Origin of the sequence: Fodinicola feengrottensis (assembly GCF_010993775.1) — a bacterium.
In the GTDB taxonomy this organism is placed as follows: domain Bacteria; phylum Actinomycetota; class Actinomycetes; order Mycobacteriales; family HKI-0501; genus Fodinicola; species Fodinicola feengrottensis.
On the sequence record NZ_WOTO01000002.1, the window covers coordinates 138599 to 156626 of the forward strand.

The following is an 18028-nucleotide window of genomic DNA, read 5'->3' on the forward strand; positions in this document are numbered from 1 at the left end:
GGCTATGCGCCCCGCCTGCCGGCTGTCACACGATTTACCCCCCCGGTGTGAGCCGTGCTGATGCTGGTGACAAGGTGATGACAACGACCTGACATCTGCGAAGAGCACCATCTGCGTGCAGTTGTTACCACTCTTATAAGGAGTCCCGTGGTCTCGCATCTCAAGGCATTGTCGCGGAATAGTCTGCTCGCCTTTTGTGTCGGTGCCATTGTCGGCACCGCCGTTCTCGCTGGCGCCACCGCGCCGGCCTACGCCGGTGGTCGCACCTGCGCCGTGATCTGCACGGATGTTGCCGGCACCAAACTGCACATCGACTCGATAGGAGCGGTGATAGCTGTCGCCACCTCGGAAACCGCGAAGGGGCACGTCCAGGTCCGGTGGCATCAGGGCGGGAAAGACCACACGGCGAACGGCGCGACCAACGCCGTACTGAACAGCAACACCGACACAAAGGTCAGTTTGAACGTCAACGTCGACGAGAACAGCTTCGCCTGTGCCCGGTTCTGGGTGCTCGGCGCGAACGGCTCCTTCTCCCTCTACCACGGGAGGGATTATGTCTGTCTCACGATCCGCAGCTAGTTTCGAGTTCGGCGTCAGCAGTGAGGTGGCTGGCTGCTAAGCCTCATCAGCGTTCTCCCGGATGGTTGCCCTGCCGGACCTTGACAGCGTCACGCGTACACAGGAGTGTGTGTAACACGTAGTATCTCGTACGTGTGGCGCCGTGGGAGGCGTGATGACCGGCCAGGTGCAGAACCGAGAGCGGACCGCGAGCCGACTGCTCGACTCGTCGGCCCGGAACTCATTCGATCCAGATGTGGACATCGACTGGGAGTCCGCGCTGGATCCGGACATGCCCTATGCGCCCTTTGAAAGGGTGTCGCTCTACGGCACACCGCTGTGGGAGCGGCTGAGCCACCGGCAGCGGGTGGAGTTGTCCAAACACGAGGTCGCGAGCATCGCGAGTGTGGGCCTGTGGTTTGAGGTCATTCTGATGCAGGTGCTCGCTCGCTATATCTATGACCGGAATCCGCGCACCTCGCATGCTCAGTACGCCCTCACCGAGATCGGCGACGAGACCCGGCACAGCCTGATGTTCGCCAAGATGACGGCGAAATTCGGCACGCCGTCGTACCGGCCGGCCCGGATGGTGCACGAACTCGGCCGGATTTTCACCATGGTGGCCGGTGGTCCGAGCATGTTCGCCGGTGTTCTGGTGGCGGAGGAGACCCTGGACCGGCTGCAGCGGGAGTCCATGGACGATCCGCAAATCCAGCCGTTGGTTCGGATGGTGAACCGCATTCACGTGGTCGAGGAGGCCCGGCACGTACGATTCGCCCGCGAGGAGTTGGCCCGCCAGGTGCCCAAGCTTTCCAAGCCAGCACTGGCCGTCCACCAGCACATGACCGCGGTAGTGGCGTATTTCGTGATGGACAGCCTGATCCAGCCGACGGTGTACGCGTCGGTGGGCCTGGATCCCGTGCGGGCGCGCAAAGTCGCCCGTGCGAACCCGCACTATCTGCGGACTCGGCAGTGGATGGGCGAAAAGATCATCGGCTATCTCGACGAGGTCGGCATGATCAGCTCACGCGAGCGGGTGTGGTGGCGCCGCGCCGCGCTCATTCGCTGACAGTCCCCAGGGAAGTTCGTCCGAGGGACAGATTGTGCCAGGTGCCGGCAGGGTTTGGGCTGTCAGGTAGGCGAGTTCGTACGCGTCTGCGCAAACACTGCGAGGACGGAACAACGCCGTGTGGCCAGCCGCCTCGACTGGAAGCAGGCGCGCGTTTTGAAGCTGCGCCACAGCTTTGACCGCACCGGACAGTGGGGTGGACGGGTCGTGCGTGGAGTTCACCACCAGGATCGGGCTGGCTGAACGGTTCCACGGCCCGACGAAGCGGTCGCGGTCGACACTGGCCAGGTCGGGCAGGGCATCGGGTCGAAGACCTGCATCCGGCCGAAGGCCGGGATCCGTGCGTCCTCCGACTTTCCCAGTGTCGTGTAGGTGGACAGGCGCTTCGGAGCGGCCGCGTCCTCGCACTGGACAGCCACGTACGCTTCCGAGCCGTTGTCTTGGTAGGCACTGTTTTGATCGTCACTATCCACAGTGGATGGTGCGGATTTGTCGTACAGCTGCTGCAGAAGCGTGCCCAGTGTCGGCCAATCGAGCATCGGTGCGGTCAGGTCGTTGTAGACCTCGCCGGACAGTGTCGGGTAGTCGTACGTGATACCCCCACTGGTGACCGGCGCACGTTTGGCTTCGGCGAGCAGGTGGGTCCATTTACCGGGCAGGTCGCCGCCCGCGCTGAACGGGCATGGGGCTCCGGCTTTCGCGCACAGCAAGAAGAACTGCGACAGGACTTCTTGCCCCGCGTCGGCGACGCCCTGTCGGGTGCCGATGGAGAGCGTGCTGCCCTCGTCTCCATGACCGACCGCGTTGCCCACCATGTCGAGCGTGCCGTCCAGAATGATCGCCCGCACTTTGGTCGGGAACAGGTTGGCGTAGGTTGCGCCGACGACTGTGCCGTACGAGAATCCTTGGTAGGTCAGGCGATCATCGCCGAGTGCCTGCCGCAGCCGGTCCAGATCGCGAGCCACGTTGGCGGTTGACATGTGCGCCAACAGGGGACCGGCATGCTGCTCGCAGCGCCGGCTCAATTCGGCTGCCTGCCGGTAAAACCGTAGCTCAGCGGCACGGTTCAGGTCAGGAAAATTGGGTAGCTGGCTGAAATAGGCCTGCTGTTCGGCGTCGGAGGAGAAACAGTTGATGGGGGTCGACCGTCCGATGCCGCGCGGATCGAAGCTGACCAGATCGAAGCGATCCCGTACGGCTTGCGGAAATGTCGCCGTACGCGCGAATTTTCGCAGGCTGCGGTAGCCATCGGCACCCGGACCACCGAAGTTCGTGACCAGTGAAACCGATCCGTTCTTCCGGGCGAGCGGCCGGCAGCCGGATCAGCGCGAGCGAGATCTGCCGACCGTGCGGTTGCCGGTAGTCCATCGGGACGGTCATGGTGGCGCACTGGAAGCCGGCGAAGTCGGTGCCGCAGTCGGCCCAGTGCAGCGGGCTCGTCGTTGCGCCAGCGGCCAGCGTGGCCAGCAGGAACAGGGTAGCTGCGAATGCACGTGAGATCACCGGCCGCAGAATAGAGCACGGACGCGACGGTTAGTGAGACATGACCACTCTCGGTCAGATGTTCGCCGAAAACTGTTGACCACGTCACGGTTTGAAATGTGAAAGACCTGGTGAGAGTACGTCTGCCGGGTTTCCCGAAATGAGCCCACCGGGACCCCTTGTTAGGGTCCTCTAACATGCCAATCCAACCGGAAACTCGCTCCGGCGGGCTGGTCACGCGGCTGCCGTCGCGGGCCAAGCTCGTACGCATCGACGTGCCAGTTCTCGCCGATGGCGCCGACATGTGGCGGATAGCCCGCGATTCGAAGGTGCTCGACGTCAATTCGTCGTACGCCTATCTGCTGTGGTGTCGCGACTTCGCCGACACGTCCGCGGTGGCCCGGATGGGTTCGCGGACCGTCGGTTTCGTGACTGGCTATGTCCGACCGTCCACTCCGGACACCGTCGTGGTCTGGCAGATCGCGGTGGACGAGCAAGCTCGCGGGCACGGCGTCGCCGGCGCGCTGCTGGACCGCCTGGTGGATCAGCTGGCCGTCCAGGGCGTCCGCCGGATGGAAACCACCATCACCCAGGACAACCTCGCCTCTCGACGACTTTTCGAAGCGTTGGCCGGCAAATTGGGCTGCGATTTCGGCCGGTCCGAGCTGTTCGAGGACCAACATTTCCCGGACAACCACCAAGCCGAGGACCTTTACCGCATCGGTCCCTGGGTGATCACACCCGTTCGGCGGGGAACCACGTGAACGGAGTGAGATGAGCATTTTCGAGTCGCTGGAATCGCAGGTGCGCAGCTATTGCCGGGGTTGGCCGACGGTGTTCGACCGGGCCACCGGCAGTCACCTTTACAGCGAGGACGGCCGAGAATACCTTGATTTCTTCGCAGGTGCGGGCGCGCTGAACTACGGGCACAACAATCCGGTGCTGAAGGCGGCGTTGCTGGAATATCTCGGCCGTGACGGGGTCACCCACGCCTTGGACATGACCACGGTGGCGAAGCGGGACTTCCTGGAGACCTTCCAGGACACTATCCTGCGTCCACGTGAGCTGGACTACAAGGTGATGTTTCCCGGGCCGGCCGGAGCGAATGCCGTTGAGGCGGCTCTGAAACTGGTTCGCAAGGTGACCGGCCGCGAGTCGATCATCAATTTCACCAACGCGTTTCATGGGATGACGTTAGGCGCGTTGTCGGTGACCGGCAACTCGCTGAAACGCGGTGGCGCGGGCATCCCGTTGGTGCATGCGACCCCGATGCCGTACGACAACTATTTCGACGGCCAGACCCCGGACTTCCTGTTTTTCGAGAAGCTGCTGCAAGACAGCGGCAGCGGGCTCAATGAGCCGGCCGCGGTGATCGTGGAGACCGTGCAGGGCGAGGGCGGCATTAATGTCGCCCGGATGGAATGGCTGCAGGGCCTCGCGGAACTGTGTCAACGGCATGACATCCTGCTGATCGTGGACGACGTCCAGATGGGATGCGGACGTACCGGCCCGTTCTTCAGTTTCGAGGCGGCCGGCATCACGCCTGATGTCGTTTGCCTGTCCAAATCCATCGGCGGCTACGGGTTGCCGCTGGCGTTGACGTTGATCCGGCGGGACCTGGACATCTGGGAGCCGGGGGGGAGCACAACGGCACTTTTCGGGGCGTTAACCCGGCTTTCGTGACCGGGACGACCGCCCTGCGGGAATACTGGCAGGACGACAAGCTGGAGAAGTCGACGCTGGCCAAGGGCGAGACAATCGGTCGGGCGTTGAAGGAGATCGTCGAGGCCCATCCGAGCGTACCGATGCAGCCGAAGGGCCGCGGACTGGCCCGTGGCCTCGCGTTTGACACCGGTGACCTGGCTGGATCGGTGTGCTCACAGGCCTTCGAGCGTGGCCTGCTGATCGAAACATCCGGACCGGACGGCGAGGTCGCGAAGCTGATGCCGGCCCTGACCGTGACCGATGACGAGGTCGAAGAGGGCCTGCGGCTGGTGGCGGAGTCGGTCGCCGCCGCGGTCGGCTGACCGCAGAGGGGAGAGCGATGATTGTTCGTACGCTGGAAGAAATCGACGAGACGGACCGGGACGTACGGACGCCGAACTGGCGGAGCAAGCGCATTGTGCTCGCCAAGGAAGGTGTCGGCTTTTCGATGCACGAGACGGTGCTTTATGCCGGCACGATCAATGATTTCTGGTATGCCAATCACATCGAGGCCGTGTTGTGCGTCGAGGGGGAAGGCGAGCTGGTCGACAAGGACAATGACCAGACGTACAAGATCGGCCCGGGCAGCCTCTACCTGTTGGACGGCCACGAGCACCATCAACTGCTGCCCAAGACGGACATGCGCACGATCTGTGTTTTCAACCCACCGGTCACCGGCCGGGAGGTGCACGACGAGAACGGAGTGTATCCGTTGATCGCCGAGACGGAGGTAGCCCCATGACCACCACCGAGCCAAAAGTGTCCGATCCGTATCCGACCAGGGTGGGTGATCAGCCGCGGCTGATCCCGCGGGTCGATCCGACGGTGTGGGGCCAGCGGCCCGGGCCGATCGAGGCTGCGACACTCCGATCGTACGAGTCAAAGGGATATCTGACCGTCGGCGGGTTGCTGACGCCGACGGAGGTGCGGTTTTACCGGCAGGAGTTGGAGAAGCTGGCGACCGATCCAGCGCTGAAAGCCGATGAACGTACGATTGTGGAGAAGGAATCCGCGCAAGTGCGGTCCGTCTTCGAGGTGCACCAGATCAGTGAGCCAATCCGGGAGCTGATCACCCAGCCGCGAGTGCTGGACCGGGCCCGGCAGATTCTCGGCTCGGATGTCTACGTGCACCAGAGTCGGGTAAATTACATGCCCGGATTCACCGGCAAAGGCTTCTACTGGCATTCGGATTTCGAGACCTGGCACGCCGAGGACGGCATGCCGGCGATGCGCGCGGTCAGCATGTCCATCGCGTTGACCGACAACTACCCGTTCAACGGCGGCCTGATGGTGATGCCCGCCTCGCATCGCACTTTCGTTTCCTGTGTGGGCGAAACGCCGGATGACCACTACCGGGCTTCGCTGAAGGAACAGGAAATCGGCACCCCCGACCAGGCAAGTCTCACCCAGTTGGCGGCAGACCACGGCATCGACCAGTTCACCGGGTCGGCGGGCTCGGCGTTGATGTTCGACTGCAACATCATGCACGGATCGGCGAACAACATCACTCCGTATCCGCGCTCGAACATCTTCGTCGTTTTCAACAGCATGGAAAACACCCTGCGAGCCCCCTACTCGGCCCGCAAGCCCCGTCCCCCGTACATCGCTTCCCCTACTTTCACGCCTCTCCAAAACCCCGGTCTCTGAGCGCGGCGGAGAACGCGTCAAGGGCGGCCTTCAGTTCGGGCTCGGCGAGGAAACCGAAGCCGAGGCGAAAGACGCGGGCCGGTTCGCCGAACCAGGTGCCGTTGGCCACTCGTACGCCGTGATCTTGCAGTGTTTGATAGAAGCTTTCGACTGCCTTGTCGTCGAACGCAGCCGGTTTGAGGCGTACACAGCAGATCGCGCCGGCGTCTGGGCGTACCCACTCGACGAATGCGGCGTTTTCTGCCACCCATTGCTCCACCATGGCCAGACCTGTGCTGAGCGACTGCCGGCGGGACGCCAGAATGTTCTCCAGGTTCTGGAAAATGCGCAGGGCCAACGTCTCACTGACAGATGAGCAAGTGACGACGGTGTTGAATTTGGCCAGCACCAAGCTCTCTCGCAGCTTCGGATCACGGGTGATGGTCCAGCCGATCCGAAGTCCAGCCGCGCCGTGGCATTTTGACAGCGAGGCGACTGAAATCACTCGGTCGTTGAGACCTGCCGCGCTGGCGGTCACCTGATCGGAACCATAAGCTGCCTCGCGATATGTCTCGTCCAGCAGCAGGTACGCGGCTGGGCATTGCGTTGCCATGATGGCGAGCACCTCTCGCACGGTATCCGGCGAAAAAGCGACGCCGGACGGGTTCTGCGGCGACGCCAGACTGACGAGTTTTGTCGCGGGCGTCAGCAAAGGGCGTAGCCGGGCCGGATCCAGCCGGTAGCCGTCCTCGAAAGTCAACGGCAACACGCGTACGTCCGCACCCATCGCGTCAAGCGCGTTGCGGGACATCGGAAACAGCGGGGACACGGTCACCGCTTCGTCGCCGGGGGAGCACAGCAGAAAGGCGATCAGGAAAATCGAGTGCATTCCACCGACGGTGACGACGACCTCGTCCGCGTCGACGCCGTTCGAGGTGGCGATCGCCGCGCGCAGAGCCGGATCACCGGCAGCGGTGCCGTATCCCAGTGACAGGTCGGAAAGATCACCGGACAGCAGGTCACCCAGGTGCAACTCCGGGCTGACGCTCTCGCCGAGATCATGCGGGGGCGTCTCGCCGACCAGGGACATGATGGCGTTCGGGGCAAATCGAGTCATGTCCCCATCGTGTGGCACCCCGGCTGGCATTCCCAGAGCCAATCGGCCAGAATTGGTTTGGAGATGGAGCCAATCGAGCTGAGCGAGCGATTGGGCCGCTGGTCGACCGGCCGCGGCCCGCTCTATGTGCTGCTGGCGAGCCGATTGCGGCAGATGATCGATGACGGCGAGCTGCCGCCGGGCACGCCGTTGCCACCCGATCGCAGCCTTGCGGCGGCGCTCGCGGTCGGGCGTACGACCGTGGTCGCCGCGTACGAGCAGCTCACCCAGGACGGCCGGATCGTCCGGAGGCAGGGCAGTGGCACCAGAGTGGCCGGGGAACGGCGGACGACGGCCCTGGAAACCACCGCGGCGCCGATGTTCCTGCACCAACTGGAGCCCAGGGACGGCGTGATCCTGTTCGCCTGCGCCGCTCCGGACGCGCCACCGCCGGAGGTGGCGCAGGCGTACGCGCGAATAGTGCCCGAGCTCGCGTCGATCAGCAACGACATCGGCTATCACCCGGCCGGCCATCCGCGGCTGCGGGCGGCGATCGCGGAACGCTATACGCAGCGGGGAAATCCGACCACCGTTGAGGAAGTGCTGGTGACCAACGGTGGCCAGCAGGCGCTTTCGTTGACGGCGCGTGGATTCGTACGCCCGGGGGAGCGAGTGCTGCTGGAGGCACCCACCTATCCGGGCGCGCTGGAGGCATTCCGTGAGGAGGGAGCCGTGCTCCGGGCACTGCCCGTCGGACTGACTGGCTTTGCCGCTGCCGTAAGGGAAGAGCGGCCGGCGCTGGCGTACGTGATCCCGACTTTCCACAATCCGACCGGATCCGTGCTTTCGGCGCCGGACCGGGTTCACCTCGCGGCCGTCGCCGCGGCCACTGGAGTGCCGCTGATCGCCGACGAAGTGCCGGCGGACTTGGGATTTCCGGGTGAGCGGCCACCGCCGGCGATGACCGGCGAAGCGGTGATCGCGGTGGGATCGTTTGAGCAAGACACTGTGGGGTGGGCTGCGGATCGGATGGGTGCGGGCCGCCGCGCCGGTGATCGCGCGGCTGACCCGGCTACGGGCCGTGCATGATATTGGCGGTGACACGCCAGGTCAGCTTGCGGCCGCCGAGCTGGTCGGGCGTCTCGACGAACTTTCGTCGCGGCGGGCCGAGGAACTTCAGCGCCGTCACCACCATCTGCAGGCTGAACTGGCCCGTCACCTGCCCGATTGGCAGGCGCCGGCGGTTCGCGGCGGTCAAACCCTGTGGGTCCGGCTGCCGTACGGCGATGGCACTTCTTTCGCGCAGGCGGCGATTCGGCACGGAGTCGCCGTGTTGCCCGGCGCCGGCTTGGACGTGACCGGCGGCGGCGAAGACCACATCCGGCTGCATTTCCGGTTACCGCTGGACACTCAGGCCGAAGCGGTCCGCCGGCTGGCGGTGGCATGGCGGACCTACCGGCCACCAGGTCGGCGCGTACGAGCGTCGCCCGCCCTCGCTGTTTAGCGGCCGCCGCGGACGAACTTGTCGAACCCGAACAGGCAGAGCCTAAGGATGGCCGCCACCATGAACACCACATTGGACAGCGTCCGGATGGCGGTGGCGTGGAAGTACGTGGTGAGCAGCGAGACCAGAAAGGCCACGATCGCGACCTGACCGGCCGTTTGGCGCAGTTTGCGTGCGGGGTTCACATCGTCCTTGTCTTTTGCCGGGCTGTGCGGCACAAGTCTGCCCAATCCCACCGCGCGACGCCAGAGGGGGCCGGCGGCGGTCAGGGCCAGTCGCAGGTCAGCGAAAGGACACCCGGCTGGATGTCGTCCTCAAGGATGTGGACGGCTGAATGTGAACTGACCGGAATTTCCTGCGGTTGCGGGTCTCGCCGTAGCGACCGGTAGAGGCAGCGGCTGGGTCGACAGCCCGGGTCGAACTGCAGGAACAGCAGATATTGCCCACCGGAGAAGGGAAAAAACCGCGCTGGTGGCCGGGGAACGGGGTGTCCGCGGTGCCGTCGAGGAATTCGTAGCGCATGGCGTGCGTTTCGCCGTCCGACACCTCTCGGCCAAACAGGATCTCGGCGGCGACCAGGCCCTCGACGGAGTCGCGGCGGATCCGGCCGATCTGGCAGTTGACGGTGGCTCGTACGTCGATCCGGCTCGCATCGCAGCCTGGGTCGCCGGCGTACAAGGCGACCAGCCGGTCCGTACGCCCGGAGACCGCCCGCACGACGTGGTGCAGCTCGGATCGCGCCAGCCGGCCCTGACCGTCCAGGAAAAGGAACTCGTGCAGGCTCGCTACCCGTACTTTGCCCGGCGCGCCGCCAATCTCGGTGAGCAGCCGGTCCACCGCCTCTCGCGGGCCGGACATCACCTCGGCCAGCGCGCGCGATCCGGGCAGGTGGTTGAGCCAGCGCCCGCGTGGGCGGCGGGAGCCCAGCAGGATCGTCAGCGAGCCATTCGGCAGCCGGAGGATCTCCTCCAGCATCGTGACCGCGCGGAGAGACTCCGCTCGCTCCGGTCGGCGGATGCCCTGCTGCCAGTAGCTGAGGGTGGACTGAGCGACCTGGATGCCCTGTTGGGCGAGTCGGTACTGGAGCCGAGCCAAGGACAGTCCGCGACACTCGATCGCGCTGCGTAGTGCCAGGTGAAAGGGTCCGGTACGGAGCGACCGGGCCAGCTGGTCCTCCCGGTCGAGCATGGTCCCACTAGGTCGCGCAGGCATGTCGCCCCCATTGCAGCGCGATATTGACCGCCCCGATCGGCCGCATTTGACGGGAAAACAACACTTACCACAGGGTTGCCGCGGTTGGGGGCGATCTGCGTGATCCGTGGCGTCTCGATCGTTGGAGAGGCAGAAAACAAGCAGGCGTGCTTGCTTTTTTCGGCGCGACCGGGCAGGCTCCACGCATGACGGCTGGCGCACCCATCCGGATCGGCAACGCGTCCGGGTTCTACGGCGACCGCTTCTCGGCGGTCCGCGAGATGCTCACCGACGGTCCGCTGGACGTGCTCACCGGCGACTACCTGGCCGAGCTCACGATGCTGATTCTCGGCCGGGACCGGATGAAGGATCCGAGTCTTGGGTACGCCAAGACTTTCCTACGACAGCTCGAAGAGAACCTTGGATTAGCGCTCGACCGCGGAGTCATGGTGGTCAGCAACGCCGGTGGGCTCAACCCGGCCGGGCTGGCTGAGCGGCTGCGGGAAGTGGTCGGCAAGCTCGGGCTGACGGCTTCGGTCGCGTACGTCGACGGTGACGACCTGTTGGCCCGCGCGGGCGAGCTGAATCTCGGGAAACCGTTGACCGCGAACGCGTATCTCGGCGCCTGGGGCATCGCCGAATGCCTCCGGGCCGGCGCCGACATCGTGGTCACCGGCCGGGGTCACCGACGCGTCGCTGGTGGTCGGGCCAGCGATCGCCCGGTACGGCTGGACGGCGGCCGACCATGACGCGCTGGCTGGAGCGGTGGTCGCGGGTCACGTGATCGAGTGCGGGACGCAGGCAACCGGCGGCAACTACTCCGGATTCGGTGAGCTGGACATCAGCCGGCCCGGCTTCCCGATCGCCGAGATCCATCCGGACGGCTCGAGTGTGATCACCAAACACGACGGCACCGGCGGTGCGGTCACGATCGGAACGGTGACCGCGCAGCTGTTGTACGAGATAGGTGCGCCGCGCTATGCGAATCCTGACGCCACCGCTCGCTTCGACACCATCCGACTGTCCGAAGTGGACAAAGACCGGATACGGATCAGTGGGGTGCGAGGTGAAGCTCCGCCGCCGACTGTGAAGGTCTGCCTCAACACTCTCGGGGGCTTTCGCAACCAGGTCGAGTTTGTGTTGACCGGCCTCGATATCGACGCTAAGGCGGAGCTGGTCAAGGCACAGATGACCGCCGCGTTGGCTGCCCAGCCACCGGCCGAGCTGACCTGGACGTTGACGCGTACGGCGGCCGCCGACGGGGAGACCGAGGAGCAGGCGAGCACGCTGCTTCGTTGTGTGGTCAAGGATGCGAACCCGGACGTGGTGGGACGGGCGTTCAGTGGGGCCGCGATCGAGCTGGCGCTGGCCAGCTACCCGGGGTTCTTTGTCACGGCTCCACCTGGGAAAGCGTCCCCGTACGCCGTCTACACGGCTGCCTTCGTCGACGCGAATATGGTTCCGCACAACGCTCACCTGCCGGACGGAACGGTCGTTGCCTTGCCAGCGGCCAGAGAGACGCTCGCGCTCGCCGACCTGGCCACGCCCGCGTTGCCCGACCCGCTGCCGACTGGTCCCACCCGCCGGGTCCCGTTGGGATCGATCGTGGACGCACGCAGTGGCGACAAAGGCGGCTCGGCCAACGTCGGCGTGTGGGCAAGGTCGGACGAGGCGTGGCGCTGGCTTGCCCACACGCTAACCGTCGACGAATTCCGCAGACTGCTGCCGGAGGCCGCCGATCTGCCGGTTTCGCGTTATGTGTTGCCAAATCTGCGCGCGCTGAACTTCGTGGTCGAGGGGCTGCTCGGGCAGGGAGTGGCCTCGCAGGCCCGGTTCGATCCGCAGGCGAAGGGCCTGGGCGAGTGGTTGAGGGCCCGGCACGTGGACATTCCGGAGTCGCTGCTGTGATCGACACCTTTCGTACGCCCGAACAAACCGCGCTGGCCGAGTCGGTTCGGCGTTTCATGGCCGCAAAGGTGCTGCCGTCCCTTACCGAGTGGGAAGAGGTCGGCGAACTTCCCCGCGAGTTGCACAAGGAAGCGGCCACGATAGGGCTGCTGGGGCTGGCGTTCCCGGAGTCGGTCGGCGGCAGCGGCGGGGACATCCTGGACTCGCTGACCGCGGTGGAGGAGATTTTCGCGGCCGGCGGCTGCGGCGGGCTGATCGCCTCGCTGCTGACCTGCGGGATCGCCGTGCCGCACCTCGTTTCGGCCGGAAACTCTGAACAGATCGACCGGTGGGTCCGACCGACACTGGCCGGTGAGCTGATCGGCTCGCTGGCGATCACCGAACCGGACGGCGGATCTGACGTGGCTTCGCTGCGGACGAGTGCTCGCCGGGATGGCGACTCGTATGTCGTTAATGGCAGTAAAACCTTCATCACGTCCGGATGCCGGGCGGATTTCGTCACCACCGCCGTCCGGACCGGTGGCGACGGCGCGCACGGGATCTCGTTGCTGGTGATCGAAAAGAGCACCCCCGGGTTCACCGTGTCCAAGAAACTGGCGAAGATGGGATGGCTCTGTTCAGACACCGCCGAGCTGTCCTTTGTGGACGTACGAGTGCCGGTGACGAACCTGGTGGGCGCCGAGAACACCGGTTTCTACCAGATCGCCGAGCATTTCGTGACCGAGCGGATCTCGTTGGCGGTGCAGGCGTACGCGACGGCCCAGCGGGCTCTCGACCTGACCGTCCAGTGGTGCCGGCTGCGGGAGACTTTTGGGCGGCCGCTGATCTCCAGGCAAGTCGTCCAGCACACGCTGACCGAGATGGCCCAACGCACGGACGTGGCGCGCACGTACGTACGGGACATCGCCCGGCGGTATGTGGCCGGCGAGACCGACCTGATCGCCCAGGTGTGTTTCGCCAAGAACGCGGCGGTCGAGGCCGGCAGCTGGGTAGTCGACCAGGCCGTACAACTGCACGGCGGGATGGGATACATGAGGTCTTCCGAGGTGGAACGGCATTATCGCGACATGAAAATCCTGGATATCGGCGGTGGCGCGCGCGCAGATCATGACCTCGTTGGCGGGCGCGGCGGCTCGGATACACCTCATGACCGTGCTGCGGTCCCTTTTGGACACTCGATCGGACGAGTTCGCCGCGAACGCGCAGGCGATGATGGCCAAACTCGCCGAGGTCGACGCCGAACACGCCAAGGCGGTCGGCGGCGGTGGCCCGAAATACGTGGAGCGGCATCGCAAACGCGGCAAGCTGCTGGTCCGTGAGCGGATCGAGCTGCTGATCGATGAGGACAGTGCCTTCCTGGAGCTGTCGCCGCTGGCCGCGTGGGGCACCCAGTATGCCGTCGGCGCGAGCGTGGTCACCGGGGTCGGTACGGTGTCCGGGGTCGAATGCGTGGTGGTTGCTCACGATCCGACCGTGCGTGGCGGTTCGAGCAACCCGTACACCGGGCGCAAGGTTCGCCGGGCGATGCAGATCTCCGAAGAGAACCGGCTGCCGCTGATCAACCTCGTCGAGTCCGGCGGCGCCGATTTGCCGGCCCAGAAGGAGATCTTCATCCCGGGCGGGCAGATGTTCCGGGATCTGAGCCGACTTTCCGCCGCCGGCATCCCGACTGTCGCGGTGGTGTTCGGAAATTCGACGGCCGGCGGCGCGTACGTGCCGGGCATGTGCGACCACGTCGTGATGATCAACGAGCGGTCGAAGGTGTTTCTCGGCGGGCCGCCGCTGGTGAAAATGGCCACCGGCGAGGACTCCGACGACGAGTCACTGGGCGGCGCGGACATGCATGCCCGCGTCTCCGGGTTGGCGGATTACTTCGCCGTCGACGAAACGGACGGGCTGGGGATCGCCCGGCGAATCGTCGCGCGGCTCAACTGGTCTAAAGAAGGCCCGCGTCCTGCCGTGCGGCAGGATCCCCGCTATGGCGCGGATGACTTGCTCGGGGTCGTGCCCGTCGACCTGAAGACACCTTTCGATCCACGTGAGGTGATCGCACGGATTGTCGACGACTCGGATTTCGACGAGTTCAAGCCGTTGTACGGGTCGAGCCTGGTGACGGGGTGGGCGCGCATCTACGGTTATCCGATCGGCATTCTCGCCAACGCCCGCGGGATCCTTTTCAGCGAGGAGTCGCAGAAGGCGGCCCAGTTCATCCAGTTGGCGAACCGGTCCGACACGCCTTTGTTGTTCCTGCACAACACCACCGGCTACATGGTCGGGGCCAGCTATGAGCGCGGCGGGATTATCAAACACGGCGCGATGATGATCAACGCGGTGTCGAACAGCAAGGTGCCCCATCTTTCGGTGCTGATGGGCGCGTCGTACGGCGCTGGCCACTACGGCATGTGCGGTCGTGCGTACGATCCAAGGTTCTTGTTCGCCTGGCCCAGCGCGAAGTCCGCGGTGATGGGCCCGCAACAGTTGGCCGGTGTGCTGTCTATCGTGGCCAGAGCTTCCGCGGAAGCGAAAGGTTTGCCGTACAGCGACGAAAACGACGCGGCCATGCGGACCGCGGTGGAGAACCAGATCGAGGCCGAGTCGCTGGCGATGTTCCTGTCGGGGTGGGTTTACGACGACGGGGTGATCGATCCGCGGGACACCCGTACGATCCTGAGCCTGTGTTTGTCCGCCATCCACACCGGTCCCGTTCGCGGTGCGGACGGCTTCGGCGTCTTCCGGATGTGATGAGGATGGCTGTGATTTCCACCGTACTGATCGCGAACCGCGGCGAGATCGCCCGGCGGATCATCCGGACCTGTGCCGCGCTCGGGATCGGCACGGTCGCGGTGTATTCCGATCCGGATGCGGGGTCGCCGCACGTACCGGAGGCGGACTCCGCCGTACGGCTGGCAGGAGAAACGCCTGCGGAGACCTATCTGAATGTCGACGTGCTGATCGCGGCGGCCAAAGAGGCCGGTGCGGACGCGGTGCATCCTGGCTACGGATTTCTCTCCGAGAACGCTGGGTTCGCTCGCGCGGTGGAGGCCGCGGGCCTGTGCTGGATCGGCCCGCCACCGGCCGCGATTGACGCGATGGGCTCGAAAATCGCGTCCAAGCAGTTGATGATCGAGGCGGGCGTACCGGTTTTGGGCCAACTGGAGCCCGAGCACGTCACGGATGCGGATCTTCCGGTGCTGATCAAGGCATCCGCTGGCGGCGGCGGGCGCGGGATGCGGGTGGTGCGACGGCTCGAGGACCTCGCCGGCGCGCTGACCGCGGCGTCCGCTGAGGCCGCGTCGGCCTTCGGTGACGGAAGTGTTTTCTGCGAACGATATCTGCCGACTGGCCGGCACATCGAGGTCCAGGTGATGGCCGACGCCCACGGCACGGTGTGGGCATTGCAGGAGCGGGAGTGTTCGATCCAGCGGCGACACCAGAAGATCGTCGAGGAGACGCCTTCGCCCTTGGTTTCCACGAAACCGGCGATGCGAGCCGCGCTGATGAGTGCGGCGACCGCGGCCACCAAGGCGATCGACTATCGCGGTGCTGGCACAGTGGAGTTCCTGGCCACCGATGACGGCGAGTTCTTCTTCCTGGAAATGAACACCCGGCTGCAGGTCGAGCATCCGGTCACGGAGTGCGTGCATCAGGTCGACCTGGTCCGGCTACAGCTACGGATCGCCGAAGGTGAGCCATTGCCGGCCATCGCACCGGTCGCGCAGGGACATGCGATCGAAGTTCGGCTCTATGCGGAGGATCCCGGCAATAGCAGCAGCCGCAGACCGGCGTCCTCTATCGGTTTGAGCTGGCCCAGCCGGCTCTCGAGTTTGAGGTCTTGCGGTCGTACGGCCTGCGGTTGGATTCGGGCGTACAGAACGGATCCGAGGTCGGCATTCACTACGATCCGATGCTGGCGAAGGTGATCGCCTGGCATCCGGATCGGCGGGAGGCGGCCACGGCTTTGGCCGGAGCGCTCCGAAGGATGACGATTCACGGTCTGAAGACCAACCGCGACTTGCTCGTACGAGTGCTCAGCGATCCGGACTTCCTGGCCGGCGAGACTCGTACGGACTTCCTTGAGCACCACGATCTTTTCCAGCCACTGCTGGACAAGGACGAGGTCAAGCTGGCCGCGTTGGCCTGCGCGGTGGCCGACGCCGAGGCGAACCGACGGGACGCCGGTGACCTGTCCGGCCTACCGGTCGGCTGGCGGAACGTGTTTTCCACACCACTGCGGAAAAAGTACGCCGATGGCACCGATGAGCACGTGGTGTGTCGTACCGACTCTCCCGGGATGGGCTGGCCGCGCCGGACCATCCGAACGTTGGGCTGGTCGAAGCGAGCGCGGCCGGAGTCGCGTTGGTCGTCGGGGGAGTCCGGCGATGGTTTTCGGTCGCCCGGTACGAGGATCTTCGATGTGTGGACTCCGCATCTGGCTCGGTGCAGGTGCACCGGATCGGACGCTTCGCGCCCGCGGATTCGGGCGCCGCCTCCGGGTCGCTGACCGCGCCGATGCCCGGCTCGATCGTTCGGCTGGCGGTTGCCGTCGGAGATCGCGTACGAGCCGGCCAGCCGCTGCTGTGGCTGGAGGCGATGAAAATGGAACACCAGGTCAGCGCGCCGGTGGCCGGAGTGGTGGACGAGCTGACCGTCCGGATCGGACAGCAGGTGGAGATCGGCGCCGTGCTTGCGGTCGTACGTCCGGAAACCGACGAGGAGAGTGGATCGTGAGCTTCAACGAAACCGAGGAACAGAAGGCGCTTCGCGCCGCGGTCGCCGAGTTGGGCAAGCGCTACGGCTACGACTACTACGTGAGGAAAGCGCGGGCCGGCGAATACTGCGACGAACTCTGGCAGGAGGCCGGGAAACAGGGCTTCCTCGGCGTGAACCTGCCGGAGGAATACGGCGGCGGTGGCGCTGGCATGACGGAGCTGGCGATCGTGTTGGAAGAACTCGGCGCGGCCGGCTGTCCGCTGTTGATGATGGTTGTCTCGCCGGCGATCTGTGGCACGGTGATCAACCGTTTCGGGACCGACGAACAGAAGCAGCGTTACCTGCCGGGCATCGCGGACGGATCGTTCACGATGGCTTTCGGGATCACCGAGCCGGACGCGGGCTCCAACTCACACCGGTTGACCACCACCGCCCGCCGGGACGGCACCGAATGGGTGCTGTCCGGCCGGAAGGTCTTCATTTCCGGGGTCGACGTGGCCGATGCTGTGCTGATCGTCGGGCGCACCGAGGACGCCAAGTCCGGCAAGCTCAAGCCGGTGCTTTTCGTCGTACCCACCGACGCGAAAGGCTTGGAACGCAAGCAAATCGACATGGAACTCGTGTCCGTGGACCGCCAGTTCATGTTGTTCCTGGATGACGTGCACTTGCCGGCCGATGCGTTGATCGGCACCGAAGACGCTGGCCTGATGCAGCTTTTCGCCGGCCTGAACCCGGAAAGAGTGATGGCCTCGGCGTTTTCGTCCGGCATCGCACGACACGTGCTGGAGAAGGCCGTTCGGTACGTGAACGACCGCACGGTCTGGAAGACGCCGATTGGTGCGCACCAAGGCATTGCGCACCCGCTGGCGCAGATCAAGATCGAGTTGGAGCTGGCCCGGTTGATGATGCGGAAGGCCGCTTTCCTTTATGACAGCGGCGACGACATGGGCGCCGGTGAGGCAGCGAACATGGCGAAATATGCCGCCGCCGAGGTCGCCGTCCGAGCCGTCGACCAGGCGGTGCAGTCGATGGGCGGCAACGGCATGACCGCCGAATACGGGGTGGCTTCGCTGATCGCGGCTTCCCGGGTCGGCCGGATCGCGCCGGTAAGCCGGGAAATGATCCTGAACTTCATCGCCCAGTTCTCGCTGGGTCTTCCGAAGTCCTACTAGGAAAGGGA

General features: G+C 65.1%; 14 protein-coding genes and 4 pseudogenes. 13 read left to right on the plus strand and 5 right to left on the minus strand.

The features are described 5' to 3' along the window. Positions 1–147: 147 nt before the first annotated feature. Complete coding sequence (locus GNX96_RS02175; RefSeq protein ID WP_163566808.1) at positions 148–579, plus strand: hypothetical protein; 432 nt, start codon at positions 148–150, stop codon at positions 577–579. 154 nt (positions 580–733) lie between these two features. Continuing rightward, positions 734–1627 carry an AurF N-oxygenase family protein gene (locus tag GNX96_RS02180; RefSeq protein WP_163566809.1) on the plus strand — a complete coding sequence of 298 codons (894 nt, stop codon included), beginning with the start codon at positions 734–736 and terminating at the stop codon, positions 1625–1627. On the opposite strand, the gene GNX96_RS62210 is transcribed toward GNX96_RS02180, so the two are convergent. After that, entirely contained in the window at positions 1583–1852 is a 270-nt protein-coding gene (locus GNX96_RS62210; RefSeq protein ID WP_390623886.1) for an alpha/beta hydrolase, read from the minus strand. The two genes, GNX96_RS02180 and GNX96_RS62210, sit on opposite strands and share 45 nt — an antisense overlap. Then, positions 1846–2907 (minus strand): alpha/beta fold hydrolase, encoded by a 1062-nt coding sequence (locus GNX96_RS02190; protein WP_163566899.1) that lies wholly within the window; start codon positions 2905–2907, stop codon positions 1846–1848. Before GNX96_RS02190 ends, GNX96_RS62210 begins: the two co-directional genes overlap by 7 nt. Positions 2908–3306: 399 nt before the next feature. On the opposite strand from GNX96_RS02190, the gene ectA reads away from it, so the two are divergent. The 4 genes and pseudogenes from ectA to thpD all read left to right on the plus strand — a co-directional run bounded on the left by ectA (position 3307) and on the right by thpD (position 6460). Beyond that, positions 3307–3873: a diaminobutyrate acetyltransferase gene (gene ectA, locus GNX96_RS02195; RefSeq protein ID WP_163566811.1), complete on the plus strand. Its 567-nt coding sequence runs from the start codon at positions 3307–3309 to the stop codon at positions 3871–3873. A gap of 10 nt (positions 3874–3883) precedes the next feature. Further along, positions 3884–5136 (plus strand): annotated as a pseudogene (gene ectB, locus GNX96_RS02200) (diaminobutyrate--2-oxoglutarate transaminase). A gap of 17 nt (positions 5137–5153) precedes the next feature. Continuing rightward, on the plus strand, positions 5154–5555 hold the full coding sequence (locus GNX96_RS02205) for an ectoine synthase (protein WP_163566812.1): 402 nt from the start codon (positions 5154–5156) through the stop codon (positions 5553–5555). Continuing rightward, positions 5552–6460, plus strand: a complete 909-nt coding sequence (thpD, locus tag GNX96_RS02210) for an ectoine hydroxylase (RefSeq protein WP_163566813.1) — start codon at positions 5552–5554, stop codon at positions 6458–6460. Before GNX96_RS02205 ends, thpD begins: the two co-directional genes overlap by 4 nt. Here thpD and GNX96_RS02215 read toward each other — a convergent pair. Continuing rightward, positions 6432–7556, minus strand: coding sequence for a pyridoxal phosphate-dependent aminotransferase (locus tag GNX96_RS02215; protein WP_163566814.1), 1125 nt, complete (start codon positions 7554–7556; stop codon positions 6432–6434). The genes thpD and GNX96_RS02215 overlap by 29 nt on opposite strands. A gap of 63 nt (positions 7557–7619) precedes the next feature. Between GNX96_RS02215 and GNX96_RS02220 the strand changes: the two genes are divergently transcribed. Together GNX96_RS02220 and GNX96_RS48090 are read left to right on the plus strand one after the other, a co-directional pair. Continuing rightward, positions 7620–8624: an aminotransferase-like domain-containing protein gene (locus GNX96_RS02220; RefSeq protein ID WP_279579116.1), complete on the plus strand. Its 1005-nt coding sequence runs from the start codon at positions 7620–7622 to the stop codon at positions 8622–8624. Continuing rightward, the gene (locus GNX96_RS48090) at positions 8587–9039 is read left to right on the plus strand and encodes an aminotransferase-like domain-containing protein (RefSeq protein ID WP_279579117.1); all 453 of its coding nucleotides are present in this window, start codon (positions 8587–8589) and stop codon (positions 9037–9039) included. The genes GNX96_RS02220 and GNX96_RS48090 overlap by 38 nt, the downstream gene beginning before the upstream one ends. Here the strand turns inward: GNX96_RS48090 and GNX96_RS02225 are convergent. Together GNX96_RS02225 and GNX96_RS02230 are read right to left on the minus strand one after the other, a co-directional pair. Continuing rightward, positions 9036–9224, minus strand: coding sequence for a hypothetical protein (locus GNX96_RS02225; RefSeq protein ID WP_279579118.1), 189 nt, complete (start codon positions 9222–9224; stop codon positions 9036–9038). The two genes, GNX96_RS48090 and GNX96_RS02225, sit on opposite strands and share 4 nt — an antisense overlap. A gap of 97 nt (positions 9225–9321) precedes the next feature. Then, positions 9322–10227, minus strand: coding sequence for a hypothetical protein (locus GNX96_RS02230; protein WP_279579119.1), 906 nt, complete (start codon positions 10225–10227; stop codon positions 9322–9324). Between the two features lie 209 nt (positions 10228–10436). Between GNX96_RS02230 and GNX96_RS02235 the strand changes: the two are divergent. From GNX96_RS02235 to GNX96_RS02255, 5 genes and pseudogenes are all read left to right on the plus strand, one after another. Continuing rightward, a pseudogene (locus GNX96_RS02235) lies at positions 10437–12138 on the plus strand (acyclic terpene utilization AtuA family protein). Then, a pseudogene (locus tag GNX96_RS02240) lies at positions 12138–13288 on the plus strand (acyl-CoA dehydrogenase family protein). The pseudogenes GNX96_RS02235 and GNX96_RS02240 overlap by 1 nt, the downstream one beginning before the upstream one ends. After that, positions 13285–14880, plus strand: a complete 1596-nt coding sequence (locus tag GNX96_RS02245) for an acyl-CoA carboxylase subunit beta (protein WP_163566817.1) — start codon at positions 13285–13287, stop codon at positions 14878–14880. Before GNX96_RS02240 ends, GNX96_RS02245 begins: the two are co-directional and overlap by 4 nt. Then, positions 14880–16866, plus strand: a pseudogene (locus GNX96_RS02250) (acetyl/propionyl/methylcrotonyl-CoA carboxylase subunit alpha). Before GNX96_RS02245 ends, GNX96_RS02250 begins: the two are co-directional and overlap by 1 nt. Beyond that, entirely contained in the window at positions 16863–18020 is a 1158-nt protein-coding gene (locus GNX96_RS02255) for an acyl-CoA dehydrogenase family protein (RefSeq protein ID WP_163566818.1), read from the plus strand. Before GNX96_RS02250 ends, GNX96_RS02255 begins: the two are co-directional and overlap by 4 nt. The last annotated feature ends 8 nt before the right edge of the window (positions 18021–18028 follow it).